28 protein-coding genes are annotated in these 25,508 nt (G+C 63.9%); 13 read left to right on the top strand and 15 right to left on the bottom strand.

Features of this window, described 5'->3' with window-relative positions; translation table 11 throughout:
- Nucleotides 1-19: 19 nt before the first annotated feature.
- From DTA22_RS14955 to DTA22_RS14995, 9 genes are all read right to left on the bottom strand, one after another.
- Nucleotides 20-1,003 carry an NAD-dependent epimerase/dehydratase family protein gene (locus tag DTA22_RS14955; protein WP_112299929.1) on the bottom strand — a complete coding sequence of 328 codons (984 nt, stop codon included), beginning with the start codon at nt 1,001-1,003 and terminating at the stop codon, nt 20-22.
- A complete protein-coding gene (locus DTA22_RS14960; protein ID WP_112299930.1) occupies nt 1,000-1,917 on the bottom strand; it encodes an energy-coupling factor ABC transporter ATP-binding protein in 918 nt (305 codons plus the stop codon). The genes DTA22_RS14955 and DTA22_RS14960 overlap by 4 nt, the downstream gene beginning before the upstream one ends.
- Nucleotides 1,878-2,738 carry an energy-coupling factor ABC transporter ATP-binding protein gene (locus DTA22_RS14965; protein WP_112299931.1) on the bottom strand — a complete coding sequence of 287 codons (861 nt, stop codon included), beginning with the start codon at nt 2,736-2,738 and terminating at the stop codon, nt 1,878-1,880. Before DTA22_RS14965 ends, DTA22_RS14960 begins: the two co-directional genes overlap by 40 nt.
- A gap of 14 nt (nt 2,739-2,752) precedes the next feature.
- Nucleotides 2,753-3,532: an energy-coupling factor transporter transmembrane component T family protein gene (locus DTA22_RS14970; protein WP_112299932.1), complete on the bottom strand. Its 780-nt coding sequence runs from the start codon at nt 3,530-3,532 to the stop codon at nt 2,753-2,755.
- Nucleotides 3,533-3,571: 39 nt separating this feature from the next.
- Entirely contained in the window at nt 3,572-4,186 is a 615-nt protein-coding gene (locus DTA22_RS14975) for a hypothetical protein (RefSeq protein ID WP_112300362.1), read from the bottom strand.
- A 32-nt stretch (nt 4,187-4,218) separates the two neighbouring features.
- The gene (gene puuE, locus DTA22_RS14980; protein ID WP_112299933.1) at nt 4,219-5,127 is read right to left on the bottom strand and encodes an allantoinase PuuE; all 909 of its coding nucleotides are present in this window, start codon (nt 5,125-5,127) and stop codon (nt 4,219-4,221) included.
- 33 nt (nt 5,128-5,160) lie between these two features.
- Nucleotides 5,161-6,585: an NCS1 family nucleobase:cation symporter-1 gene (locus DTA22_RS14985; protein WP_146777771.1), complete on the bottom strand. Its 1,425-nt coding sequence runs from the start codon at nt 6,583-6,585 to the stop codon at nt 5,161-5,163.
- An 81-nt stretch (nt 6,586-6,666) separates the two neighbouring features.
- Complete coding sequence (locus DTA22_RS14990) at nt 6,667-7,458, bottom strand: SDR family NAD(P)-dependent oxidoreductase (protein WP_245973423.1); 792 nt, start codon at nt 7,456-7,458, stop codon at nt 6,667-6,669.
- A gap of 6 nt (nt 7,459-7,464) precedes the next feature.
- Complete coding sequence (locus tag DTA22_RS14995) at nt 7,465-8,127, bottom strand: isochorismatase family protein (RefSeq protein ID WP_160118517.1); 663 nt, start codon at nt 8,125-8,127, stop codon at nt 7,465-7,467.
- 229 nt (nt 8,128-8,356) lie between these two features.
- Here DTA22_RS14995 and DTA22_RS15000 point away from each other — a divergent pair, with 229 nt between their 5' ends.
- The 3 genes from DTA22_RS15000 to DTA22_RS15010 are packed head-to-tail and all read left to right on the top strand — an operon-like array spanning nt 8,357 to nt 10,925.
- On the top strand, nt 8,357-9,094 hold the full coding sequence (locus DTA22_RS15000) for a FadR/GntR family transcriptional regulator (RefSeq protein ID WP_160118518.1): 738 nt from the start codon (nt 8,357-8,359) through the stop codon (nt 9,092-9,094).
- A 53-nt stretch (nt 9,095-9,147) separates the two neighbouring features.
- Nucleotides 9,148-9,543 carry a RidA family protein gene (locus DTA22_RS15005; RefSeq protein WP_112299937.1) on the top strand — a complete coding sequence of 132 codons (396 nt, stop codon included), beginning with the start codon at nt 9,148-9,150 and terminating at the stop codon, nt 9,541-9,543.
- On the top strand, nt 9,540-10,925 hold the full coding sequence (locus tag DTA22_RS15010) for an amidohydrolase family protein (protein WP_112299938.1): 1,386 nt from the start codon (nt 9,540-9,542) through the stop codon (nt 10,923-10,925). The genes DTA22_RS15005 and DTA22_RS15010 overlap by 4 nt, the downstream gene beginning before the upstream one ends.
- 115 nt (nt 10,926-11,040) lie before the next feature.
- Here the strand turns inward: DTA22_RS15010 and DTA22_RS15015 are convergent, their stop codons facing one another.
- From DTA22_RS15015 to DTA22_RS15025, 3 genes are read right to left on the bottom strand one after another with little or no spacing between them, the layout of a single operon-like run.
- The gene (locus tag DTA22_RS15015) at nt 11,041-11,646 is read right to left on the bottom strand and encodes a bifunctional 4-hydroxy-2-oxoglutarate aldolase/2-dehydro-3-deoxy-phosphogluconate aldolase (protein ID WP_112299939.1); all 606 of its coding nucleotides are present in this window, start codon (nt 11,644-11,646) and stop codon (nt 11,041-11,043) included.
- A 15-nt stretch (nt 11,647-11,661) separates the two neighbouring features.
- Nucleotides 11,662-12,435 carry an IclR family transcriptional regulator gene (locus DTA22_RS15020; RefSeq protein WP_409372705.1) on the bottom strand — a complete coding sequence of 258 codons (774 nt, stop codon included), beginning with the start codon at nt 12,433-12,435 and terminating at the stop codon, nt 11,662-11,664.
- On the bottom strand, nt 12,326-13,426 hold the full coding sequence (locus DTA22_RS15025) for a sugar kinase (RefSeq protein WP_218027712.1): 1,101 nt from the start codon (nt 13,424-13,426) through the stop codon (nt 12,326-12,328). Before DTA22_RS15025 ends, DTA22_RS15020 begins: the two co-directional genes overlap by 110 nt.
- Nucleotides 13,427-13,571: 145 nt before the next feature.
- Here DTA22_RS15025 and DTA22_RS15030 point away from each other — a divergent pair, with 145 nt between their 5' ends.
- From DTA22_RS15030 to DTA22_RS37155, 8 genes are all read left to right on the top strand, one after another.
- The gene (locus tag DTA22_RS15030; protein WP_112299941.1) at nt 13,572-14,570 is read left to right on the top strand and encodes a C-terminal binding protein; all 999 of its coding nucleotides are present in this window, start codon (nt 13,572-13,574) and stop codon (nt 14,568-14,570) included.
- 31 nt (nt 14,571-14,601) lie between these two features.
- A complete protein-coding gene (locus DTA22_RS15035) occupies nt 14,602-15,279 on the top strand; it encodes an RraA family protein (RefSeq protein ID WP_112299942.1) in 678 nt (225 codons plus the stop codon).
- A 60-nt stretch (nt 15,280-15,339) separates the two neighbouring features.
- Complete coding sequence (locus tag DTA22_RS15040; RefSeq protein ID WP_112300364.1) at nt 15,340-16,668, top strand: MFS transporter; 1,329 nt, start codon at nt 15,340-15,342, stop codon at nt 16,666-16,668.
- Nucleotides 16,665-17,819, top strand: a complete 1,155-nt coding sequence (locus tag DTA22_RS15045) for a mandelate racemase/muconate lactonizing enzyme family protein (protein ID WP_112299943.1) — start codon at nt 16,665-16,667, stop codon at nt 17,817-17,819. Before DTA22_RS15040 ends, DTA22_RS15045 begins: the two co-directional genes overlap by 4 nt.
- A gap of 295 nt (nt 17,820-18,114) precedes the next feature.
- Nucleotides 18,115-19,029, top strand: a complete 915-nt coding sequence (kdgD, locus tag DTA22_RS15050; protein ID WP_112299944.1) for a 5-dehydro-4-deoxyglucarate dehydratase — start codon at nt 18,115-18,117, stop codon at nt 19,027-19,029.
- Between the two features lie 35 nt (nt 19,030-19,064).
- The gene (locus DTA22_RS15055) at nt 19,065-19,478 is read left to right on the top strand and encodes a heme-binding protein (protein ID WP_112299945.1); all 414 of its coding nucleotides are present in this window, start codon (nt 19,065-19,067) and stop codon (nt 19,476-19,478) included.
- A gap of 44 nt (nt 19,479-19,522) precedes the next feature.
- Nucleotides 19,523-19,783: an aldolase/citrate lyase family protein gene (locus tag DTA22_RS37150; protein WP_409372706.1), complete on the top strand. Its 261-nt coding sequence runs from the start codon at nt 19,523-19,525 to the stop codon at nt 19,781-19,783.
- A gap of 19 nt (nt 19,784-19,802) precedes the next feature.
- Complete coding sequence (locus DTA22_RS37155) at nt 19,803-20,165, top strand: hypothetical protein (protein WP_409372707.1); 363 nt, start codon at nt 19,803-19,805, stop codon at nt 20,163-20,165.
- Nucleotides 20,166-20,193: 28 nt separating this feature from the next.
- On the opposite strand, the gene DTA22_RS15065 is transcribed toward DTA22_RS37155, so the two are convergent.
- From DTA22_RS15065 to DTA22_RS15075, 3 genes are all read right to left on the bottom strand, one after another.
- Nucleotides 20,194-20,895 (bottom strand): MspA family porin, encoded by a 702-nt coding sequence (locus tag DTA22_RS15065; protein ID WP_037242745.1) that lies wholly within the window; start codon nt 20,893-20,895, stop codon nt 20,194-20,196.
- A 65-nt stretch (nt 20,896-20,960) separates the two neighbouring features.
- Nucleotides 20,961-21,581 (bottom strand): MspA family porin, encoded by a 621-nt coding sequence (locus DTA22_RS15070; RefSeq protein ID WP_112299946.1) that lies wholly within the window; start codon nt 21,579-21,581, stop codon nt 20,961-20,963.
- 152 nt (nt 21,582-21,733) lie between these two features.
- Nucleotides 21,734-23,050, bottom strand: coding sequence for a flavin monoamine oxidase family protein (locus tag DTA22_RS15075; RefSeq protein ID WP_112299947.1), 1,317 nt, complete (start codon nt 23,048-23,050; stop codon nt 21,734-21,736).
- Nucleotides 23,051-23,396: 346 nt separating this feature from the next.
- Between DTA22_RS15075 and DTA22_RS15080 the strand changes: the two genes are divergently transcribed.
- A complete protein-coding gene (locus DTA22_RS15080; protein WP_081792719.1) occupies nt 23,397-24,278 on the top strand; it encodes an IclR family transcriptional regulator in 882 nt (293 codons plus the stop codon).
- 142 nt (nt 24,279-24,420) lie between these two features.
- On the top strand, nt 24,421-25,380 hold the full coding sequence (locus tag DTA22_RS15085) for a PDR/VanB family oxidoreductase (RefSeq protein ID WP_112299948.1): 960 nt from the start codon (nt 24,421-24,423) through the stop codon (nt 25,378-25,380).
- The last annotated feature ends 128 nt before the right edge of the window (nt 25,381-25,508 follow it).

The raw sequence follows: 25,508 nt of genomic DNA on the forward strand, positions 1-25,508 counted from the left end.
TGTGGGCTGGGATATGGGGTCAGTCGAAGTGATCGCTATGGGCGAGAGCCCATTTCACGTATTCGTCGATTTGGTCGGCGAGTGGACGGGGCTGCCATTCGGTTGCGTGTGCGATTCGGCCGATGTGGAGGAGTCCGTTCTTGCCGGTCGCTTCGTTGGGATCGGTGTCGACGCCGTCGGAGTCGTCCACCGTGACAGCGCTTTTGAACAGGTCGACCAGGTCGGTGACGGTGGAGTGGTGGCCCGAACCGATATTGAAGGAGTCGGTGCACGGCGAGGGGTGAGTGCAGATTGCGTAAAGCGCGGTTGCGACGTCGGTGGCGCTGATCCAGTCGCCGGTGGCGGTGAGGGTGCGTGTTGTGACGCGTAGCGAGGTGTTAGTTGTTCGTGCACGTGCGAGGTGATACGGCAGTGACATCGTTGCCCGGGTCCCGGTCGGCCGTTCCATGGGACCGAAGACTCTACTGAATCGGAGAATCGGGATATCCATACCGTAGAGCGTGGACATCCTGTGAGCGATGAGTTCGCCGGCGAGTTTGCTGATGCCGTACATCTCGTCGGGGTCCGGCGGCGACGTTTCGGGTAGCGCGGTACCCGCAAGTTCGTACCCGTTGCCGTACACGGCCGCGCTGCTGATCAGGACCGTACGTCTCACCGAGGCGGTGCGTCGTGCGGCGTCGAGGACATTCATGGTGCCCATCGTGTTGATGTCGATGAACCGCGTGGGGTCGTCGTGCTCCCAGCGCGGCACGTGGGTGACGGTGGCGCCGTGCACGACAACCTCTGGTGCGAACTCGCTTAATACGGCCCGCATGGTTCCGGCGTCGCGGACGTCGACGGAGTGGAACTCGACGCGCCCGGTGTCGCCGAGATAGTCGAGGGTGATGTCGTCGGGGGTGTTCAGGTCGAGGGCGCAGATCCGGGCGTCGGGTTCGTGCTCGAGGATGTGGCGGGCGAAAACGCTCATCACGAAGCCGTTGGCGCCGGTGATCAGATACTTCATCGGTGTGCTGCTTCCGTCGTGTGGGGTTTTGGTGCAGGCGTGTCACGCAGACCGGTAACGGCGTCTGTGACAGTGAGCCACCCGGGGTGGCCGAGGGCAGTGCCGAGCAGGGTGACTTGCGGGGGGCGGATGTTGGTTGTCTCGAGCACGTCGGTACGCCCGAAGACCTGGCGGGGTGTGCCGTCCGCGAGGACCGACCCGTTGCGCATGGCGACGATGCGAGTGGCATATTCGGCGACCAGTGCCATGTCGTGCGAGATGATGACGATTGTCGTTCCACGGCGGTGACACTCGGCGAGGCAGTCGAGGATCAGGCGCGCTTCCCCGCGATCCTGTCCGGTGGTGGGTTCGTCGATGACGACGATCTCGGTGTGCATGGTCAGTGTGGCCGCGATCGCGAGGCGTTGTCGTTGACCGCGGCTGAGGTGGACCGGGTTCGTCTGCTCGTGACCGGACAGCCCGGTCGAGTGGAGTGTCTGTTCGACCCGGCGCCGAATGTCGTCCTCGTCGACGCCGAGGTTTCGGGGACCGAAGGCGAGTTCGTCGAAGCAGGTGTCGTGGAATATCTGTCTGTCCGGGTTCTGGAGAACGTACCCGACCGTGGATGCCATCTTGTGGAGCGGGGTCATTTCGACCGGGATCGTTGTCCCGTCCCGTCGATGTACCCGGACGGTGCCGGCCGTGTTCGTTGGTGCCAGGAGGCCGTTGAAGTGCTTCGCCAAGGTGGTCTTGCCCGAACCGTTCTTCCCGATGATGGCGAGAAAGTCGCCGCGCATGATATCGAGCGAGACCCCGTCGAGTGCTCGGACCGTGTTGTTGTAGACGTGTTCGACGTTGTCCAACGTCAACGCGGGGTCGGTGGTGGCGGGGACGTTCACGGTTGGGCGTGGTTCGGCGTCGAGTGTTCTGTCCATTGCTGTACTGCCTCTTCCACGGTGAGAGGGATTGTTGTTGTCGGCCAGTGCGATTGCCGGCGCAGGGCGACGGCGACATCGACGACTTGCGGGCGATCGGGAGCCGCGCTGGAGGTGAGCACGTGGCGCGGGTCGCCCTGGGCGGTGACGCGGCCGTCCTCGAGGATCAGTAACTGGTCGGCGCAGCCGGCGAGTTCTTCGATGTTGTGTTCGACGATGACGACCGTGACCCCTTCTCGGGCGATGGTGTGGACTGCCCGCATGACGTCGTGGGTGCCTTCGGGGTCGAGCTCGGAGGTGGGCTCGTCGAGGAGGATGATGGACGGGTTGAGGCAGAACGTCGCGGCAACGACGACACGTTGCTTTTCGCCGCCGGACAATGCATGGGTGAACCGGTCCAACAGTCCGGTGATGCCGAACAGTTCGGCGGCGCGTTGCAGGCGGGTCTCGATTTCATGGACCGGGACAGCCCGGTTCTCCATTCCCCATGTCAGTTCCTCACGGACGACGGTGTTGACCAGTTGCACCTCGGGGTCCTGCAACACCAGGCCGACGCGGGCGGTGGCGGCGGCAAGATTCGGCAATGTGTCGATGTCGGTGCCGAGCATGGTGATGGTTCCGGCGGTCGCGGCGTCGTCTTCGTAGTGTGGGATGACACCGGCGAGGCATTTGAGGAGTGTGGATTTTCCGGCTCCGGTGGGACCGAGGATCCCGACAATAGACCCGGCTGCGACTTCGAAGCTGACTTCGTCGAGCGCCCGGTGTGGTGCGCCGTTGTAGCGAACGCTGAGATCGCGTACGACTATGGCGGGTGCGGTCATGGGTGGCTCCTTGATCAACCGAGGTGGTAGAGGCGCAGCAGGACGGTGGTGACGCCGAGGAGGACGGCGCCGGCGACGAGCGCGTAGTCGCTGCGGGTGAAACGCAACGTCCGGATGAACGTGCGTGGTCCTCCTTGGCTGTATCCGCGGAGTTCCATGGACAAGGCGGTGTCCCCGCTTCGCCGGAGCGCGCCGACCAGCATGGGGAAGAGCATGCGGACCAGGGCACGCACGCGCACGACGGGATTCTTGGCGGCGGTGTCGGACGACCCGCGTACGGCCATCGCGGTGAGCAGGGTGCGGGCCTCGTCCTGCATCAGGGGAAGAAAGCGGAAGGCGAAGCTGGTCAGGTAGGCGTATTTGTACGGTATTCCCGCACGATGGAGTGCAAGGGAGATGTCGGTGGGGCTGGTGACCACGGAGAAGCCGTAGAAGCAGATTCCCAGTGCGATGAGCCTGATGCCGATGCCGAGTCCGAGGAGGAACCCGTTCCGAGACAACTCGATTCCGGCGATTGTGGCGAGTGCCGGCCCGGACTGGATGATCGATTGCAACAGCACGAGAAGGGCGATCAGGGGAACGACCGCGGTAAGCACCTTCCAGTAGGAGGTCAGTCCGATGTTGCCCAGCAGGTGGAGACCGGCGACGACGACCGCGAGGATGAGGAGCAGGACGTCGATCCGGGTGGTGGTGAGAGCGCACATCATGACGCCCAGCACCACGAGCATCTTCGCTCGGGGGTCGGCGCGGTGCAGTTGCGAGACTCCGGGGGAGTAGAGCATGGTGCCACTCATGTGTCAGATCCGTGGGTATCGGTGTTGTCGGTGCTCATGTCACACCACTCCGACGGCGCTGGAGGCTTCGCGTTCACGGGCAATCAGTCCCGTTTTCAGGAGTCGTCGCATGACGATGTAGGTGATGAAGCTGCCGGCGACGAAGGCGGGTTGTACGACCAGAATCTGCCCGACGATGAAGTTGAAGGGCATGTGCAGGATGATCGCGTTGCCGAATCCGAAAGCGATTGCGTCGCAGATACCCCCGACCTGGCCGATGATCAGTACCTGCCACAGATTCAGGCCGCGGTCCCGCGATTTCATCAGCCATACCAGCAGTGCAACCGGCAGCGTGTGGGCGGCGTTTGTGACGAACAGGAACGGTGCAAGGGGTTGTGAAGCAGTGAGATTGGAAATGATGGGATTGATCCATGCGACGATCAGCGCCCCGGTGATTCCGTAGAACGAGGAAGCGGGTACCCATATCGCGCAGACGACGACCGCGGAGACGATGGGGACGGTGCCGCCGGTCAGGGCGAGGTCGAGGCGTTCGGTGATCTGCAGGAAGACAGCCATCAGCAGTCCGAGGAACACGCAGGTGACGATGGTGCGGGTGTCGCGGGGGAAGAGTCGAAACTTCCAGTTGGGAAGGGTCGACCAGGTCGAGTCGGTCATGGTGGAGTCCTCTTCGGGAACGGTGTGTGCCGTCATTGGTAGGTGGAGGGGTGGTGCTGGTGCCAGTGTTCGGCGATGTCAATTCTGCGAGTGAGCCAGATGTCATCGCTGGCCGCGACGGTGTCGAGGAACCGCATCAGATCTGCTGCGCGGCCAGGCTTGCCGACGATGCGGGTGTGCAAGCCGATGCTCATCATCTTCGGGGCCGCGGCACCCTCGGCGCGGAGTAGGTCGAAGGCGTGCGTGAGGTACGTGGAAAACGATTCCGATTGGAAGCCGAAACCGTTGAGGTATCTGCCATCGTTGTTGTCGAGGGTGTAGGGGATGACGAGTCGGGGTTCGTCACCGATCTTTTCCCAGTAGGGCAGATCGTCGGCGAAGGAATCCGAGTCGTACCGGAATCCGCCGGCCTCGGTGATCAATCGCCTTGTCTGCGGCGACATTCGACCGGTGTACCACCCGGTGGGCCGAGACCCGGTGGCCTTTTCGTGAAGTTCGATCGCCTGGGTGATGTGGTCGCGTTCAGCGTCCTCGGACATTTCGGCGTAGTTGATCCAGCGCAGTCCATGGGAGGCGATTTCCCAGTTCGCTTCGTGCATGGCGGCGACGGCGTCGGGGTGGCGGTCGAGAGCCTGGGCGATGCCGAAGACGGTGACGGGGATGTTGCGTTCGGTGAAGGCGCGGTGGAGCCGCCAGAACCCTGCTCGGCTGCCGTATTCGTATTGGGACTCGACGTTGAGGTTCCGGATATTCGGCAGTTCACGGGTGGGTTCCTCGGTCAAGAAAGCTTCCGAGGTCCTGTCGCCGTGCAGGATCGATCGTTCTCCGCCTTCTTCGAAGTTGATGACGAACTGGACCGCCAGGCGGGCATCGTTGGGCCAGCGCGGGTCGGGCGGGTTAGCGCCGTATCCGATCAGATCGCGCGGATAGGTGGTGGTCACGGTGGTGTCGCTTTCCGGTATTTTTCGGGGGTGTCAAGGGATTGCTGCGGGGTCGACATCGGGGTAGGCGATGTCGGCGTCGCCGGTGCTTCGGCGGTGGCGGGCCATCAGCGCCATGTAGCTTCCGCCACCGAACGCGATTCCGAGGAACCAGCTGTAGGCGTAGAGGTCGTCCCATCCGGGGATGAGGAGGCCGCTGACGGCGGCGAGGACTCCGAGTGCGAATGCGGTCAGCGCGCGGGGGTTCCACCCATTGGTGTAGGCGTACGGTCCGGCCGGGGATTCTGTGAACAGGCCGGCAACGGAAAGCCGTCGTTTGCGGACGAAATAGAAGTCGGCGAGCATGATGCCCGATACCGGCGCCATCGTGGCACCGATGATGCCCAGGATTTCGGTGACCAGGGTGGCGTTGTCGTACCACAGCCACGGGCAGAAGACCACGGCGGCGGCGACGGCGATGAGTCCGGATCGTTTGAAGGTGAGGGTGTCGGGCCACAGGTTGGTGAGGTCGAACCCGGTCGACACACCGTTGGTGGCGACGTTGACCGAGGCTGTGGCGACGAGGATGCAGAGGCCACCGAAGATGGCGATGAGGGGGTTGTCGAACCTGGTCAAGATGTCGATGGGGTTGGTGACGACTTCCCCGAATGCGTTCTTGGTGCCGACCGCCACGAGCAGGCTCATCGCGGAGAAGGCGAAGAACATGATGGGGAAGCCGAGACCTTGCCCGAGGGCCTGGTCCTTCTGGGACCGGGAAAACCGCGTCAGGTCGGAGATGTTGAGGATCAGTGTGGCGACGGTGCCGAGAAGCGCGGTCATCGATGCGGCGAATGTGGGCCAGAACTCTGCGGGGGCGATGGTCGAGGGAGTGTGCACGAGCTGACCGAAGCCGCCGGCCGTCATCGCGGCCCAGATTACGAGACCGATCGCGAGGATCATGATGGACGGCCCGGCCCAGACCTCGAACCGCCGTACGCTCTGGATGCCGTGCCCCATGATCCAGGCGTGAAGCGCCCAGCACACCAGGAAAGCGATGAGGACGTCGACGTTCATGCCGAACAGGTGGTACTGCTGCAGGCTCGAGTAGCCGGGGAGCGCGGAGGACAGGACCGCGGCGATGGCCTTGCTGCCGATGTAAATGTGTACGGCGAACCAGAACACGGCGATAAGGGCCCGCAGCGCCACCGGTACTTGCGCTCCGTTACGGCCGAATGCCGATCGGATGAGGACGGGGAAGGACAGTCCGTACTTCGCTCCGAGGACACTGTTGGCGAGGATCGCAAGGAAGGCAATGAAATAGGCCGAGCAGACGCAGGCGAGAGCCTGCCAGAAGCTCATCCCGATCGCGATGAGGTTTGCCGCGACTTCCCAGGCGACGATGTTGTGGACGATACCCATCCAGATGGTCGAGTAGTTCCACCACGTCCATCGACGTTCGTCCGGGCGCAGTGGGCGCATGTCCGGGTTGTTCAGTCCCAGCTTGTTGCTGATAGGTGTTGAGACGGTGTGGTGTATCACTTCGGTCTCGATTCTGAGGGGTTAGGGCATCACGTCGCCGCTGTTGGGGCCCAGGGTTTGCCCGGTATAAAGGTTTCCGGCGGGGTCGGATGCAAGGAGGAGAGCGGTCGGGATTACCTCGTCGGGTGTCCCGAAGCGGGGGATGACCAGTTCGCGAAGCTTGTCTTGCTTCCATTGATCGCTGACATTGGTCATCAAGCGGGTGTCCAAGGGGCCGGGCGCGATGCAGTTCGCTGTGATGCCGTACGCCCCGACCTCGAGTGCGACGGATTTGGTGAATGCGATCATTCCGGCCTTCGCGGCCGCGTAATGGCCGTGTTCTCGACCACCTTTGAGCGCGATTTGAGATGAGATGTTGATGATGCGTCCCCGGCGCCGGCCGATCATCGTCGGAAGTACCGCCCGGGTGGTCAGGAAAGTGCCGGTGAGGTTGACGTCGATGGTCCGCTGCCAGGTCTGCAGGCTCATCTCGTGGGTGTACGTCGGCGTGGAGATGGCGGCGTTGTTGACCAGAACGTCGATCCGGCCGAACTCACGTAATGCGGAGGCTGCCAGTTCCTCGGCGGTGGGCTCCACGGAGATGTCGCCTTCGATGGCGGTGACCCTTGCACCGAGGCCTCTCAGCTCGGCGAGGAGCCCGTTGAATGCCGCGGCATCTTCACGGAAGTAGTTGAGGGTCAGGTCGGCTCCGGCTTGGGCGAAGCCGAGGGCCAGGGAACGGCCGAGGCCGTTCCCTGCGCCGCTGCCGGCGATGACTACCGAGGGTCCGACGAGTCGGCCGCCGAGATATGGTTCGTCATTCCGGGGCATCATGGTCGCTCAGAACCGCTTCAGTTCGCTGATCGTCTCCGCCAGATCGACGACATCGCCGAACCGGGAGTCGATGTCGAGCAGCGCGCCCTGGTGCCCGGTGTGGCTGCGGTCGCCGACCGCCTCGCGGGGGACGATGACGTGGAAGTTGTTGTTGAAGGCACTCTCGCAGGTCGAGCGCACGCACCCGCTGGTGCTGACGCCGACCACGACGACGGTATCGACGCGTTGTCCGATCAACATCGACAGCGCATTGGTGCCGAAGAAGGCCGATGCACGGGGCTTTTCGACCAGTGGTTCCTCATCGAGGCGACCGAGCTCGGGGCGGAGCTGTACGCGCTCACTGTCGCGGAGCATGAGCGTGCTGTGTGGGGTCTTGCTGGTGACCACGGGACCAGCCTCCATCAGCGCCGGGTCGTACGCCATGGTGGTGAAGATAATGGGCAGGTCCTTCTCCCGGAAAATGTTGAGGAGTTCAACCGTCGCATCGATGACACCTTCGACGTCTGAGCCGAGCTGCTCCTCTGGTGCGGTCCACGCGCCGGCGAGGTCGATGACCAGCAGTGCGGGCTTGCTGCCCCACCCTGATCGCCCACCGAAGCCGGCCTCTCGGTAGAGGCGGACCATTTCGGCGTTGTCGAGGCTGTGTGCTTCGCTGTAGTCGAAAGACATGATTTCCCTTTCCGAACGGATCGGCGGCCGCGCCGCCCTTGCGAGATCCATCACAAACATAGCGGCATCCTCAAATTTGAGGAAGCCCTTTCAGTAAAGATCCTGTTAAGTCGGTTACGCTGCAATGCGGACGAAGGGAGATGTCGTGTCGACGGATGCAGACCATGCGACCGCGCAGCCGGAGGGCCGGGTAGGCGACCTGGGTGGCGACGCGGAGGCGCTCCTTCTCGTGTTGCACCGCGCCGATGAGCCGGTTGGTGCACGCGTGGCTCGGCGGGTTCTCGTCGAAGAATTCGGCCGCGACCTCAGCGAGGCGAGTGTGTCGAGAGTGCTTCTTCGACTCGACGGCCTGGGCCTGACCGAAGCCGTCGGCAGGAAGGGGCGCATTCTCAGCCCACGGGGGCGGCGGCACGTCTCGTCCACCCTGTCCAGCCGGCATCGGCACGAACAATTCACCCGCGCGCTCGATCTACGAAGCGTCCAGGAGATACTCGACTGGCTGCGTGCTCGCCGAGCGCTCGAGACCGAAATCGCCTCGCTCGCTGCGCAACGCGTGTCGACTGACGACCTCGCATCGTTGCAGGCGGCGCTCGACGAGCACCGCAGCTGCATCCTGCGCGGCGCGGATCCGACGCCCGCCGGCATGTATTTCCATCAGCTGTTGGTCGAGGCGGCGAAAAGCCCGCTGTTCGAGGCGCTGGCCGGGAGTCTGCATTCGCCGGCGCTGGCTTCGGTGGAACGAGCCCTCGACGTCATCACTGGGGGGCACGGCACGATAGGGCACTCGCCCGACGAACACGCGATCGTGCTCGAAGCCGTCCGAAATCGCGACGCAGACGCCGCCAGCGGGGCGATGCACTCCCACCTGAGCCGCCTCATCGGCGAGGTCGAGGAATTCTCCATGGGATCAATGGCGCAGGTGCTCCCGAACCTGATCGCCGCGCTCCATCAGGTTCCTCAATCTTGACGAACGTCTTTCAAGGGAGTTAGCTTCTCGGTATCCCGACGAAAGGCGTACCAATGGCACCACGGACACCCGTGAACACCGATGCCGTTCCCGCTCCCGGCGGAGCGTTCAGTCTCGGCATCCACACCAATCACCTCGTCTTCACCGCCGGACAGGTCGGTGCGGATCCGTCCGGTAAATTGCGACCTACTTTTGCTCAGCAGGTCGAGCAGGCGATCGACAATCTCGAACTCGTACTGCAGGCTGCGAACTCGACCCTCGCGCACGTGGTGAAGTCAACGTGTTTCCTAGCCGATCCGGCTGACTTCGCTGAATTCAACGAGATCTACGCCCGTCGATTCTCCGCTCCGCTTCCTGCCCGCAGCACAGTCGGCGTACGTTTCGCCGGGGCAGGGGACTTGTTGTTCGAAATCGAGGCCGTCGCAGTCACACGCGAGGTGGACGAATGAGCGACCGTCATCCCGATCTGCTGATTCGCGGTGGCATCGTCGTCACGGGCCATGCCCTCGAGAGGCTCGATGTAGCGGTCACTGCCGGTCGAGTGTCGGCCCTCCTGGCACCCGGCAGCGCAATCCAGGCAGACGACATCGTCGACGCCGAGGGGTGCTACGTTCTCCCCGGCGGCATCGACACCCACACACATGTCTCGTGGCCACTCGCCGACGGAACACGCACGGACGACGGGTTCACCGGTGCTGGCCGTGCGGCCGCACTCGGAGGCACGACAACCCTCGTCGACTTCGTGCCCCCGCTTCGCCCCGATCAGCGACTCATCGACGCAGCGGAAGAGCGAATTGCCGAAGTCGAATCAGGCTGCGCAATCGACGTGGCCTTGCACCCGATCCTCAACCGCGCCGATAAGTCTGTCCAGCAGGATATTTCGAAGGTCATCGGTGCTGGACTGACATCGTTCAAGATGTACACAACCTATGACGACCGAGTGAACGACGGCCAGATCTGGACACTCATGCAGGAAATCGTTGCTCACGGCGGACTGCCCGGTTTCCACGCAGAAAACCACGACGTCCTCACCGAGAGTCTGCACGAGCTAGTCGAGCACGGAAGAATCGCGGTACCGGACTTCCCCGGAAGCAGGCCCGCACTGGCCGAAGCGACTGCGATCAAAACTGTCAGCCACATGGCAAGGGCTCTTCGTAGCCCTGTCTACATCTTCCATGTCTCCGGTGCGGAGGCGTTCGATGCCGTCCTGGAGAGCCGCCGTGCCGGAGCAGTGGTACACGCCGAAACGTGCACCCACTACCTAGCGTTCGACGATTCGGTTTTTTCCAGATCCGACGGATGGAAGTTCATCATCACTCCGCCAATTCGTGGACGACACGACAATGAGCGGCTGTGGGAGGCAATCGCCGACCGAACGATGACTTCCGTGGGCTCGGACCACTGCGCGTACAGTCTCGCCAGTAAGTCCGCCCACCCCGACGACCACCGTCTCACTCCACCAGGAGCCGCCGGTATACAGGCACGCACCCCTGTTCTATGGGACCAATGTGTGAACCGACGTGGCCTCACGCCAAGCGACTTCGTTGCTATCTCAGCCGAGTCGGCAGCCAAGGCCCTCGGCCTATATCCGGCCAAGGGCACCATCGCAATCGGGAGTGACGCTGATCTGGTCGTTCTCGACCCCGCACGCCAATGGTCAGGGAAAGACTTACCCGCCGCATCCTCCAATACCTTCGACCTCTACACCGACTACATAGGTCGAGGTATGGTCGAGCACGTCTTCGTTCGTGGTATTGCCGTGGTCAGAGACGCAAACTACGACAGCAGCTCAACCAATGCAGGTTCCCTACTTCGTCGCAGCACCCGATGACGCCCTCCCGGTGTTGCCTGGGATAGGTAAGTGCTGTGTCTTGGATTCCACGATCAGCGGGATCATCCTGCAGCGAAGTCACGGTCGCGATCTTCTTCGGACTTACCGCCCCAGATCAGATGCGGATCTGGGCGAGCAGTGGGAGTTGCTCGGGGTCGTTGAGTGACGAGCCGACCGCAACCGCTTGGGCGCCGGCCCTGAGGAACTCGTCGGCGTTTGCGGCGCTGATGCCTCCGGTGGCGATGAAGTGTATGCGTGGGAAGGGGCCCTTCATCAGGTTGATCCAGTTGCTGCCAAGAGCGGCGGCGGGGAAGGCTTTGAGCCAGGTCAGGCCTTGTGCTGTGGCCGCTTGGACGTCGGTGGCCGATCCGACGCCGGGTAGCGGGTGGATTCCCTGTTCGGCGGCGTAGGCGTTGATGTCCTGGTCCCAGCCGGGACTGACGACGAACCGGGCCCCGGCGCGGCGTGCCTGATCGACGTGTTCGCGGGTGGTGACTGTTCCTGCACCTACGGCCAACCCTCTGGGGCGGGCGAGGTCGACGAGCGCGGCGAGGGTTTCGATGTCTTCGGGAGTTTGAATGGGGATTTCGATCAGATGAACACCCAGTCCCCAAGCAGCGTGGGCAGTCTCGATCGCGCGGGAACGACCGAGCCCGCGGAGGATGGCCATCAGCGGCGTGGGACCGAAAGCGGTGTCGAACCAAGAGTTGTCGATCGACATGAAGTTCCTAACGGACTAGGTCAGCGGGTAACTGGATGCCGCTGTTGGGGGAGTGGTTTCGGATTCATCGGGGCTCCATCCGAGTTCGGTGGAGATCGTCGCGGCCGTATCGAGCAGCGGCTGAAGGATATTGTTCTCGAGTTCCTCGGCAGTGCTCACCGCCTTGAGCTCGATTACCGATATTGCCGCGACGACATCGCCGGACGCATCACGAATGGGAGCGGCCAGGGAGGTGATGTAGTCCTCGTATTCACCATTGTCGATCGCCCATCCTCGCGCGGCGACCTCGGCGAGAACACCGAGAAGTTCATCGGCGGAGGTGATGGTCGTGTCGGTATAGCGGGTGAAGTCGGCGTTAGCGAGGAGCCGCGTGCGCGTCACGGGAGGAAGGAATGCCAGGATCGCCTTGGCGACGGCCGCGGTGTGGAGGCGGACGTTCTCACCGACCCGGGACACGAGCCGGATGGATCGCTTCGGTTCGATCTTGTCGGTGTAGACGATGTGATCGTCGTGCCGTTCGGCGAGATGGACGGTCTGGTCGTACAGCTCGCTGAGTTGCACCAGATGCGGGCGTGCGAGTTGAACGACGGTGAATTGGTCGAGGGCCCGCTGCGCGAGCGTGATCAGTCCCGGCCCGATGCCGTACCGGCCGTCTGGGAGCCGGCGGATCAGCCGCTGGTCAGCGAGTACTTCCATGATGCGTAGCGCAGTCGACCGGTGGGTGTCCAGCCGCCGCGAGATCTCTGAGGGGGTCTGCGGTTCCTCGGCTAGCAAGTTCAGCACCCGCATGGCTCGCTCGATGCTCTGCGACATTGGTCTCCTCCAACTCGACGAAATCTGCGGTCGTTCGTAGCGCTGCGGCGGCGAGCGCGTGTCCGGTACGCAACCTGCACCTGCCATTGTGGCCGCCGAGCCATTCGTGCAGGTACCCGGCAGCGAAGGAATCACCCGCACCGACCGGCTCGATGACCTCCACAGGTAAGGCTGGTTCGAATATGTCGGTGGCACCGTCGAAGAGGGTGACACCGCGTGCACCGTCCTTGACGACGAGCTCGCGTGGACCGGGCAGCAGTGCGCGCACAGCTGCCGGGGTGGTGGTGCCCCAGACCTCTTCGGCCTCGTCCAGTCCGACGAAGACGATGTCGGCGAGGTTGGCGAATTCTCGTAACTCGACTGCGGCGTCGCGATCGGCCCAGACCTGTGGTCGGTAGTTCACGTCGAACGAGATCGTGCATCCATACGCAGCGGCGCTGCGAAAGATTTCGGTCGCGGTGGCGTTGCAGGATTCGGAGAGTGCGGGCGTGATGCCGGTGACGTGCACCAACCGTGCCGAGGACATCAGTGGCGGGGTAATCAGGGCCGGCGTCATGGCGGAGGCCGCCGAACCTTTGCGGTAGTAGTACACCGTCGTCCCCGAGGGGGTGGGGTCCTTGAGGTATGCCCCGGTCGGCCGGGTCGGATCGGTTTCGAGCCACCTGGTGTCCACGCCGTATTGCTCGAGCTGATCTCGGATCCGCAAGCCGAGCGGGTCGGCGCCGATCCGGGATACCCAGGCGCTTCGGTGTCCGAATTGCGACAGATACAACGCGACCGTCGATTCTGCTCCGGCAACCGCGAGGCGTACTTCGGCCGCGTCCCGCAGTCGGGCGGGAGGAACAGGGCTCAACTGCGCCATCGCCTCCCCGATGCAGACGACCTCGGGGTGTTTCTCCACTTCGCCGCCGCTGGGGCTCGAACGAAGGTCGGGGTCGGGGTGGTCGACGCGAATGTGGGCGGTCACGACAAATCAGATCCTTTCGACGGTTCAGTGGCTCTAGCGAAACCCCGCCGCTTCAGTGTAGCGTAATACGCATCACAGTTGCATCCTCTGCAACACACTTTTTCAGCGATGAATCGCCGCTGGTCAGCAAAGGAAGGAAGGACGAATGACGTTCAAGGTCTACGTCAGCGACTACGACTATCCCGATCTGGAGATCGAGCGGTCGGTGCTCGAACCGATCGGCGCGGAGGTCCTCGGTCTGCAGTGCCGCACCGGACACGGATTGGGTGAACTCGCCCGCGACGCGGACGCGATCATTCAGCAGTACGCCAAGATCGATGCGACCACCATCAACGCGCTCGAGCGCTGCAAGGTCATCGCCCGCTACGGCATCGGAGTCGATATCCTCGACGTCGAAGCGGCGACGAACGCGGGCATCGTGGTCACCAACGTCCCCGACTACTGCATCGAAGAGGTCGCCGACCACTCGATCAGCATGGCGTTCACCCTGATCCGATCCATCCCGGCATATGACCGAGCCACCAAGTCCGGCACGTGGCACTGGGCGAGCTGGAATCAGCCGGTACGGCGGATGCGTGGCAGCGTGTTCGGATTCGTCGGCTTCGGACGCATCGCCCAGAACATGGCCCGGAAACTGGCGGCGTTCGGCCTGGACCTCGTCGCGTACGACCCGTTCGTGTCCGAGAGCCTGATGCGCACACATGGAGTCCGTAAGACCGAACTCGCCGAGCTACTCGAAGTAGCCGACGTCGTCGACGTCATGTGTCCGTGGACTCCCGCAACCCACCATCTCATCGACGAGGCCGCGCTGCTGTCGATGAAGCCAGGGGCGTTGCTGGTCAACTGCGCGCGAGGCAAGGTCGTCGACAACGACGCCCTGTACAAGGCTTTGATCTCCGGTCACCTCGCCGGCGCTGCGCTCGATGACACCGAAGAGGAACCTGCCAAGCAGGACTCGTGGTCACCGGATCAGAACCCGCTGTTCGGCCTCGACAACTGCGTCATCACACCCCACGTCGCGTACATCTCCCAGGAGGCGCTGGACGAGTGCCGGCTGACCGCCGCACAAAACGTCCGGGCCGTGCTGCTCGGAGAACAACCGCTCAACCCTGTCGCCGTCCCCGCACTCGCACTCGCCCACTGACGTGAGCTATTCAGCAAAGGAACTCGATACGATGACCATTACCGTTCACCCACGCCCCGACACCGACGCCGAACTTGTCGCACAGTTCCAGGCCATGGACTCGGTGATGTCGCTCTCGTGTGTCGTCTCCGACGCACTTGTGCGCTCGAGCACCATGCGCCACGACATGAAGCCCAAGGGCGCGGACAAGAAGATCATCGGAACCGCACTCACCGTCCAGTTGACTGCCGGCGACATCGTCGACTGCCTCGACGCCCTCGATGTGGCCCGGCCCGGCGACGTCATCGTCATCGACGCCTTCGGTGAGACCGAGACCTCGATCTGGGGCGGCCTGATGACCGGACTGGCGAAGAATGCCGGAGTTGTCGGCGCCGTCATCGATGGGAGCTGCCGCGATACCGACGAGGCGAGGTTCCTCGACTTTCCGGTTACCGCCAAGGCCAGCGGACCCCGACAAGCACATACCGCCGTCAGCGGGCGACGCGAGCCACTCCAGATCAATGTGCCGATCAGCTGCGGTGGCGTCCTCGTTCACCCGGGCGATCTGATTGTTGCCGACGAAATCGGGGTCGCCGTCGTTCCGCGCGCCGACATGGCCGAGGTCTACGCCCGCGCACAGGAAATCGCCCGCAACGAGGAGCGCATGCGTGAGCTCATTCTCGAGGGCGCAACCTTCCATGACCTGCTCGACAAATTCGGACGAATCTGAAATTCTCCACGAGACGCAGAGAGAATCGCGATGGATATCACCAAATCCGACGAAGTCGAGATGACGAAAGCAACGAACGCGGCGCCCGTGACCAAGCCGAAGGGCCGGCTACGCTGGGTCGTTCTCGGGCTGCTGTGTCTGCTCGCCTTGATCAACAACATAGACCGACTCGCCCTGTCGGTCGCGGCCCCGGCCATGCAGGCCGATCTCGGTCTCACCGCCACCGACATCGGCCTGCTCGGCAGCGCCTTCGCGCTGTTCTACGCGATCGGCCAGCTACCGTCGGGCTGGCTGATCGACCGCTATGGAACCCGCCTGCTCGGTGGCGCAGTAGTGCTCTGGAGTTTGGCGACCGCCGCCATGGGCATGTTCAACACGATGGGATGGTTCGTTGTGGCTCGGGCGTGGCTCGGGCTGGCCGAAGCCCCCTCACTCCTCGCGACGAACAAGATCGTCACCCACTGGTTCCCGAAGAAGGAACAGGGCATCGCCAACGCCAGTTGGGACGCCGCCCTCAAGGCCGGACCCGCCTTCTTCACAGGAATCCTGGTGTGGATAGTCGCCGCGTTCGGCTGGCGAACACTGTTCTTCATCGCCGGTGTCGCCGGAATCGTCTTCGCCGTACTGTTCCTCCTCAGCTACCGCAACCCGGATGATCACCCGAGGCTCACCACCGAAGAACGTGACTACATCCGGCAAGACCATGACAGCGGCAGCCCGAAGACCGACCACGTGCCGTGGGGCGCACTCTTCACCCGCCCGACCATGTGGGGCATGATGGCCGGCTACTTCTGCAACATGTGGGTGTACCAGATCTTCTTGACCTTCATTCCACTGTTCGTGATCAACGAATTCGGAATCGAGTTCAAATCCATGGGACTCATCGTCAGCGTCCCATGGATCGGAGCGATCATCGGCGACCTGGCCAGCGGCTTGCTGTCGAAGCGCCTCAGTGAGCGTGCCGGCTGGACGACGAAGAAGGCGAAGATGCGGATCATCACCGTCTCCCTGACCTTCCAGGCCGGACTCGTCGCGCTCATTCCACTCCACGGAGCCGGCATGTCGAATTCGACCGGCCTGGCATTCACCATCACGCTGATGGCGTTCGCACTCGGATTCAATGGCGCCGTCGTCGCACACGCCTGGTCGATGGCCGCCGAAGTCACGACCACCGAGACCGTCGCCTCCGTCGCCTCGCTGCAAAACTTCGGCGGCTTCCTCGGTGCCACCGTTTCGCCCCTCGTCGCGGGCATCATCATCGATGCCACCGACAGCTTCAACCTCGTCTTCTTCTCGGCAGCAATCGTCGGCGTTCTCTCCCTCGTCTTCTACCACTTCGGCGTCCGCCGACCGATCATCACCGCAACCAGTCATCAGGAAGCCGCATGAAGATCGCAAGCATCGACACGTACATCCTCAAAAGCCCTCTGCCGCAACCCTTTGCCTACTCCCAAGGCTGGGTCACCGCCCGATCGACCACCCTCGTCCGGATCCGAACCGATGACGGCGTCGAAGGATGGGGTGAGACCTTCAGCGTCGGACTACAGCCGCCGGAGATCGCCGCCACCGTCGTAGAGTCGGCCCTCAAGCCCCTCGTCCTCGACCGGGACCCGTTCGACGTCGAGGTGCTCTGGAATGAGATGTACCTGCGTACACGAGACTTCGGGCGGAAGGGCGTCGTCGTCGGCGCGATCAGCGCGATCGACATCGCGCTGTGGGACATTATCGGCAAGAGCGTCGGCCGCCCGGTGTACCAGCTCCTCGGCGGCGCCTTTCGGAACCGGATCCAGTGTTACGCCACCGGTTTCTTCCGCACCAAAGGGCGGGGGCAAGCGGCCGCGATGGCCGAAGAGGCGTCCCGTCACGCCGATGCCGGCTTCGCCCTGATGAAGGTCAAACTTGGTTTTGGACTCGACGACGATCTCGACGTGATGAGCAAGATCCGGGCCGCGGTCGGAGACCGCAGTGGCTTCATGATCGATGCCAACCACGGTTACGGATCCAGCGACGCGATCCGGCTCGGGCGCCGGCTCGCCGACTTCGATCTGGCGTGGTTCGAGGAACCCGTCGTCCCCGAGGACTACGCCGCCTATCGGCGCGTCCGGGAGGCTCTCGATGTCCCGATTGCCGGCGGCGAAGCCGAATTCACGATGTATGGGTTCAAGGACCTCATCGCACATGAAGCCGTCGATATTGCGCAACCCGACATCTGCCTCGCCGGCGGCTTCACCGCGCTGCGCCACATCAATGTGCTTGCGCAGACCGGTGGGGTCCAGGTGAACCCCCATGTCTGGGGAACCGCGGTCGGACAGTACGCATCACTTCACATGATCGCGGCGACACCGACAACGCATTACTCTCTCTTCGCCGACCAGCCGTTGTTCGAGTTCGACACTTCCTCGCATCCGTTCCGGACCTCTTTGGTAACGAGCCCACTCGAGCACACGGACGGGTGGCTGGACGTTCCCCACGACCCCGGTCTGGGCTTCGAAATCGACGAGGATTTCCTTGCGAGGGAAGGACGCGTGGTCAAATTCTGAAGTAAAACCCGAGGCGGCTCCCGAAATGGCAGTCCCACTCGGTGCGGTGGTGATCGGCCTCGCGTTCCTGACCTGGATCGACAATCTGCCCCGCGCCGCCCTCGACCTCTCCTGAACGAACGGGACGCTCGTTGCGTCAGGTCGAACGAGCGTCCCGTTCGTCCAGGGAGCGCAATACCTTTTGGGTATCAATAGATCCAGAACTAGTGTTGGACTTGAATGGTTGTCGCTCCTAGCCTTGTGGACACAGCGCGCACCGAAAGTGACGCGATTGCGAACGAGGAGAACGAAACCCATGGCCACTGCGTCCCCCCACGAGATCGCCCACAAGCTCGGCTCCGGTCTGTTGTCGTTCCCGGTCACCCACTTCAAGAATGACCACTCGTTCGACGAGGCCGCGTACCGCGAGAACATCGGCTGGCTCGGGCAGTTCGACGCCTCGGGGTTGTTCGCCGCAGGTGGCACGGGCGAGTTCTTCTCGCTCACCCCGCCGGAGGTGGAGCAGGTGGTCCGGGCAGCGGTGCAGGAGGCACCCGACGGTCTTCCGGTGATCGCGCCCGCCGGGTACGGAACGGCCACCGCCGTGCAGATGGCCCGGTCGGCGGAGAGCGTCGGCGCGCACGGCATTTTGCTGCTGCCTCCGTATCTCACGGAGGCGAGCCAGGACGGACTCGTCGCCCACGTCAAAGAGGTATGTGCCGCAACCACTCTCGGTGTGACGATCTACAGTCGCGCCAACGCCGTCTACACCGAGGCCGCCGTCGCGGAGCTCGCGGACAGCTGCCCGAACCTGGTCGGTTTCAAGGACGGTGTCGGCAACATCGAGCAGATGACGCGCATCTACGCGAGTCTCGGCGACCGGCTGACCTACGTCGGCGGACTGCCCACCGCCGAAATGTTCGCACTGCCGTATCTCGCGCTGGGCGTCACCACTTACTCCTCGGCCATCTACAACTTCGTGCCGAAGTTCGCGATCGACTTCTACAACGCGCTCCGCAGCGGAGACAACGCATTCGTCATCAACGCGCTCAACGAGTTCGTGATCCCGTACTGCAACCTGCGTAACAAGAAGCAGGGGTACGCGGTCAGCATCATCAAGGCCGGCATGAAGGTGATCGACCGACCTGCCGGCCCCGTCCGCGCGCCGTTGACCGACCTCGACGCCGTCGAACTGGCCGAGCTCGCCGACCTGATCAAGAAGGTGAGCTGAGCCGCATCGTCCGCGATCTATCACCGGAGAACGCCATGACACTCACCGCATCACGTGCGCAACTCGCCCTCGATCTCGCTCGGCGCCATGCCGCGACATTCGACGCCGCTGTCGCCGTCAGCGTGGTCGACGACGCCGGAAATCTGATGTGCTGCTCCCGGACCGACGGTGCCGCCGCGGAACTGCTCGAATCCGCGACCCGTACTGCACTCGGCGCCGCCCGGCGAATGTCGGGCACGCCTGACGGGCGCGGGGTAGAGCCGGCGCCCGGCGTGACGGTCGACTGCGGCGTGGTCCCCGCCTGGACACCCCACCCGGCCGACAAACCCGGTGCGGTCGGCATACTCGCGGTCGCGACCTCCGTCAGTGGTGCCGGGCCACGCATCGTCGAGACCGTCATCGACGAGATCCACCGGTTCGACGAGCGACACCGCCACAACATTTCGTGACACCGGTCCCGGCAGCGACCGTTGCCCCGCTGGAAAGGTCAACTGTGACTATCTCGACGCCCGCGATCCCCTACGGACTTGCCCGGTCATGGCTCCTCGCACCGGCGGTGGACGACGAACGGCTTCGCGCAGCACACAACTCGGACGCCGACGTGGTCATCATCGATATCGAAGACGGCGTGCCGGAGCGGAACAAGGAGCAGGCCCGCCTCATGACCAGACGCTGGCTCGAGGACGTCAGCGCGTTGCAACCGGTCCATCGCCGCGGAGCGGTCCGTCGTCCGGCTCGCCTTCGGGACCGGTGACTTCCGTCGTGACACCGGAATGTCCGACACTCCTACTGCCCTGGCTTTCCCTCGATCCCAGCTGGTGATCGCGAGCCGAGTCGCGGGGATCGCGGCACCGATCGACGGGCCCACCCTCGGCGAGAACAGCGCCGACGTCATTGCCGGCGTTGGCGCTGCGACAGAGATGGGTATGACCGGAAAGCTCTGTCTCGCAGAGAGTCACGCGGCGACGATCAATGCCGCATTGAGCCCGGGCCGGGACGAGATCAGCTGGGCACTCGCCATCATCGAACGTCTGGGCTCCGACGGCCGGAACATCGGCGACGGCGGTGATCTGCCCAGGCTCGCCCGCGCGCAGCGGATCGTAGAGCGCAGCCGCGCGTTCGACGCCGTGCGGTAACGCAGTGGGCTCCTCCGTGTGCCGGCGGTCAGCCGAGGCTGAACGGCTGTCCCCACAGGGTGACGGTGCCGTCGACCGAGTCGGTCGAGACCGAAACGGTCGCGTAGGAGCGTGCCTGCGCGTAGCCGGCGCAACCGGAGACGCCGAACGTCTCGTCGGAGTAGGTGAATCCACCGCTGTTGCCTTCGAAATCGAAGTCGCTGGTGTGCGCCTCGGCGCCATAGCTGTCCGTGTACTCGACGTCGAGGATCGGCACGTTGGTGGCCTGGCCGGGTCCGATCGTGATGCCGCTGCCGGCACCACCCTCGGCCGGAATCGCGGCAGCAGCGCCGCCGGTGGCCGCACCGATGAGGTCGGACGGCGTCAGGCTGGCACCTGCTTCACCGTTGACGGAGCCACCGAAGTTGAGCTGGCACGCCACGATGTACCCGGCGTCGATGTTGCCACCCTCCGCGGTCCCGCCGTCGATGGAGACGTCGATCGAGCCCGACGTCCACACGTTGCGGTGCAGCGGCGTCGAACCCATCGACGGGCTGATGTTCGCGGTGTTGCCGGTCTGGCGCACGGTCACCACGGTGCCGTCGAGCAGCGTCTGCGTGACGGTGCCGTCCTGCAACGGAACGAAGGTGTCGGCGTTGGCCGCACCGGTGGAGAAGAGGCCGATCGCGACGGTGGCCGCGGCGACCACGCCGGCGGCCTTGGCGCCGTGGCGCAGGGTCTTGCTGTTCATTGTTCCCCTCTAGGGTTGCTTGTCGCTGACGCGAGAGTCGTGAAGTGGGATCTGCTTACGAGCAATCAGCCGATGCTGAACGGCTGCCCGTAGAGGGTCGACTTGACGTAGTGGTTCCCCGGAATCTCGAGGACCGTGTACGCGCGGGCCTGCGCGTAGCCGCCGCAACCCTGAACCTCGATCTGCTGGTCGCGGTACTGAATCGCGGACACACCCGGCTTCAGGTCCGTCTTGGACTTCACTGTCGCGAACTTCACCTCACCGGCGCTGATCGGAATCGACAGCGAACCACCCAGGCCGAGCGAGTCGAGACCGAGATCGGCACTCAGACCACCCTCGAGGCCGGTGATGTCGGCCTGGCAACCCACGATGTAACCGGTGGTCAGCGTCGCGCCTTCCTCCGGGATCTCGCCACCGAGCTCGGCGAACACGTCACCCGAAACCCACGCAACGCGGCCCGCGCCATTGGCGGCCAGCGACGGAGAAACCAGAGCGCTCTCCGCGTTGCGGGCGATCTTGGCCGTGACGCTTCCCGCGTTGACGACCTTTTCGCCACCCGGCAGCGGCACGAAGGTGTCGGCGTTGGCCGCACCGGTGGACATCAGGCCGAGGACTACAGCCGCAGCGGCACCGAGACCGGCAACGCGGGCCCCACGGCGCAGCACTGACTTACGGATTGTGCTCATTCATTCCCTCATTCGTGATTGTGACAGCGAACCGTCAGCACGTCATCGCACGGGATCGGTGGCGATCCCGGGCGATGACGGAACATGTTGTCGATCAGGTGAATTTGCCGCGGATTCGGGTCGGCAGGTGGGCTGCCGGCGGACCGAGCGGGCTATCGCCGCAGTACCGCCTGGGCTGCCGAACGCCCGGTCCGGACTGCGCCCTCCATGTATCCGGAGACCCAGTAGTCGGATCCGGCGACGAAGAACGGCGGTTCGTGCGCCGCGTGTAGCGGGCCGATGGCGGAGAGATCACCGGGAGCGTAATGCGCCATGTATCCCAATGAGTATGGCTTGATGGACCATTCCTCGGTGAACAGTGCCGTCGGGTGGGCGGCGGCGTCTCCGTACATCCGTGACAATGCCGTGCGGGCGTCCACGTCACGCGCAGCCTGATCTCCGGCGAGGTGAAACGACAACTGCGCCGGCGGCACGAGCGCGGACAGCACACCCGGCCCCTGCACCCAGGTGGACCCGAGAAGTCCATCGCCGTAGGCGGATCCGCTCTGACCCTGACTGCGCCAGAATGAAGTCTCGTACGCGGCGACCACTTTGGCCGTGAGCGAGTTGCGAATCCGGTGAAGCGATTTGAGGCGCTCGGACGACAGCCCGGTGATGGCGACCCGCCTGAGAGGAGCGACGGGAATCGCGCACACCACATTCGCGGCGGCGACCGTGCGACCGCCGCGGAGCTCCACGGTGACTCGGTGGGGCTCGACGTGGAGAGCGGTGACGGCGCTCGACAGTTCGATTCGGTCTCCGAGCTCAGCAGCCATACGATGCGCGACCGTTGCGCTACCCTCCGCAACCGTCGACCGGGTCCACTGGTCGATGTCGTAATACCTCTCGAGGGCGGTCGCGCCGACCGAAGACATCTTGCGCAGCTCGGCCAGGAGCGAAGTCCGGGCAGTGCCGTCCGCCGCCAGTCCCGCCTTGGCCAGCTCGAACATGCGACTCACCGCGGGTCGAGCCGCAACCTCGTCGAGCCACGTGGCGAAGGACAGGGAATCCAGCACGTTCGCGTCGGGATGTGCCCACGGATTCTCGGGCTGAACCTGCTTCGCGAGAGCGACCATCATCTGAGTCACACGCTCGTAGTCCGCAACATCTTCCTCGGTCATCCAGGCTGCCTGGTCATCACGGATGACGGTTCCGTCGATATCCCACACCGTCTGGCCGGGTTCGGAGATGTAGCTGTCACGCAGCGACAATCCGAGTTCGTTCACCAGACCGATGTACGACGTGTGGGAACTCCCGACCAACTCGCCGCCGAGCTGAACGATCCGGCCGTCGTCGAGTCGGGTCTGTTTGACCCGGCCCCCGACGCGATCCCTGGCCTCGAGGACCCGGACATCGAGACCTCCATGCATGAGATCCCGCGCGGCTGAGAGGCCGGCGAGCCCGGCCCCGAGGACTATCACGTCCAGCATTGTTTCTCCGCTTCGTGAAGTTCGAACCACAGTGTGGTTCATGGTGTGTGAGGCCTCGACGCGGCTGGAGGCCAGGAGTGCAGGAGTCGCTGCACGAATGCCGGCGGCGCTGCTGCTCACCTGTCGATTTCGACGACCGGCGCCGAATCACCACCCTTTCGGGTCGGCGCGGAGCAGCGCAGGTCGGAGATGAGCGCTGTCAGCCGGATGTCATTCGCTTCTCGCCCCAGGAGCGAGAAGTTTCGAGGAATGAAATCAGCTTCCGCATGACGAGAACTGTATCTACCGGGGGATATGGCCGTCAAGACCCGAATTCCCGCGAGGTGCGCACCGGTTTCCGGGTCGGGTGGAGACGGCCACGGTCGTACGCGACGCCGAGGAGGTTGTGTCCCGCTCGGCGGGGATGCCGTCCCGGCCCGGCCGGGGTGCTAGTAGCTTTGCGTGCATGTCCACTTCAGACGTGCGCGCGCAATCGGAAGCCTCGCCGAGCTCGGTCAAGACCCTCGCTCGCGGTCTGGAGATTCTGCAGCTCTTCTCGGAGGACGATCCGGAGTTGAGCCAGAGTGACATCGCGTCACGGTGTGGCCTGCCGATGCCGACCGTCCACCGATTGGTGGGAACGCTGGTCGGTCACGGGTTCCTCGAGCCGGTCGCGGGCGGTCGAAATCTGCGATTGGGCAGCACGCTGCTGCAGCTCGCGGGACCGTTGATCGCTCGCAGCGATCCGACCGTGGTGATACGTCCGAAGCTGCACGAATTGTCGAACCAGTCGGGCGAAACCACGAACTTGGCCATGTTGCTCGGACCGTGGGTGGTCTACCTGGATGGGGTGACCGGATCGCGCATGCTCACGCCGCAGGCGACGATCGGTGCGCGGATCTCCGCGCACAACACGGCGCTGGGGAAGGCGTTGCTCGCCCAGTTGGACGACGCGGAGGTCAAGGAGCGTATCGGTGAAGGTCCGTATCATCGGACGACGAAGCGAACCGCAGCCGATTGGCCCGAGCTGAAGAAGCGGCTGGACGAGGTTCGCAAGACCGGGATCTCGATCTCGGACGAAGAGTACGAAATCGGCCTGACCTCTATCGCGATCGCGTTGCCGCCTCAGTCGGACGGGACCCTGCGCGGGATCAACATCTCGTTGCCGCTCAGTCGCGCGACCGAGGAATTCCGGGTTACGGCGATTGCCATGCTGCGCGACGTGGCAGCAGCGGTCTCGGCGCGCTAACCGCTTCGACCTCGAGTCGTTCCAGGCCGCAACTGACTGTTGACGGCCAGTTCTTGCCGTCCGTACTGTTCTCGCTATGCGAAAGTCAATTTCTCTCCCTGAAAGTAACGGCGCAACGGGGAGGGCGGAGTCGGCCTTCTTGGTGACCCGTGAAGTGCGGCGCGAAGCCGACGGTATCTCGTCGTTTCGCTTCGAACGTGCTGATGGCGGCGCCTTGCAGGCCTGGGAACCGGGCGCCCATCTGGACTTCACCCTCCCGTCGGGCCTCACTCGCCAGTACTCGTTGTGCGGCGATCCCGCGGATGATCGCAGTTACCTGGTCGCGGTGCTCGACCAGCCCGAGGGGCGCGGTGGTTCCCGCGAGTTTCACTCCTCGATCGCCCCCGGAGCGACGATCGAGGTACGCGGTCCGAGGAATCATTTCCCCCTCGTCGACGCCGAGTCGTACCTGTTCATCGCCGGCGGCATCGGCATCACGCCGATCCTCCCCATGGCCCGTGCCGTGGCGGCGGCGGGGAAGCGCTGGCGAGTTGTCTACGGCGGCAGGACGACCGAGTCGATGGCCTTCCTCGAAGAGCTTCGACAGCTGCAGGGTGACACGGACTTCGTGCCGGAATCCTCGCGCGGCCGGATCGATATCGCCGGGGCACTCGCTGACGCACCGGCCGGTACGCAGGTCTACTGCTGTGGTCCGGAACCGCTGCTGCGAGCAGTCGAGGAGTGCTGCGCGAATCACGAAAATGTGGGCGCCGTGCATTTCGAACGCTTCGGAAGCGCTCGCCTTCCCGGCGACTCGACGCGCCGAACCGACGATGCCGGCGCCCCGTCCGGGTTGGCGCGATTCGAGGTCGAGTTGGCCTCGACGGGGACGACGGTCGTGGTGGACGAGGGGGAGTCGATTCTCGATCGGGTGCTCGAGGTCGTCCCCGGCTGGCCGTGGGCATGTCGCGAAGGGTATTGCGGCAGTTGCGAAGCCCGCGTCGTCGAAGGTGAGCCGGAGCATCAGGACGATGTGCTCACGGACGAAGAGCGGGCTTCCAATGCCGTCATGATGATCTGCGTCGGGCGGTCCTGCTCGCCGCGCCTGGTCCTGGACATCTGACCTTCGCACGGGCGCCCAATTTTCATTGACACCCGCCAATCCGCGGAGCTATTCTCATATAGCAAAAGTTACTTCCATACAGTGAAACCAAATGGAGTTGAGGCAAGCCTATGACTACGGCAGGCTTT

The sequence above is a fragment of the Rhodococcus wratislaviensis genome, assembly GCF_900455735.1.
In the GTDB taxonomy this organism is placed as follows: Bacteria; Actinomycetota; Actinomycetes; order Mycobacteriales; family Mycobacteriaceae; genus Rhodococcus_F; species Rhodococcus_F wratislaviensis.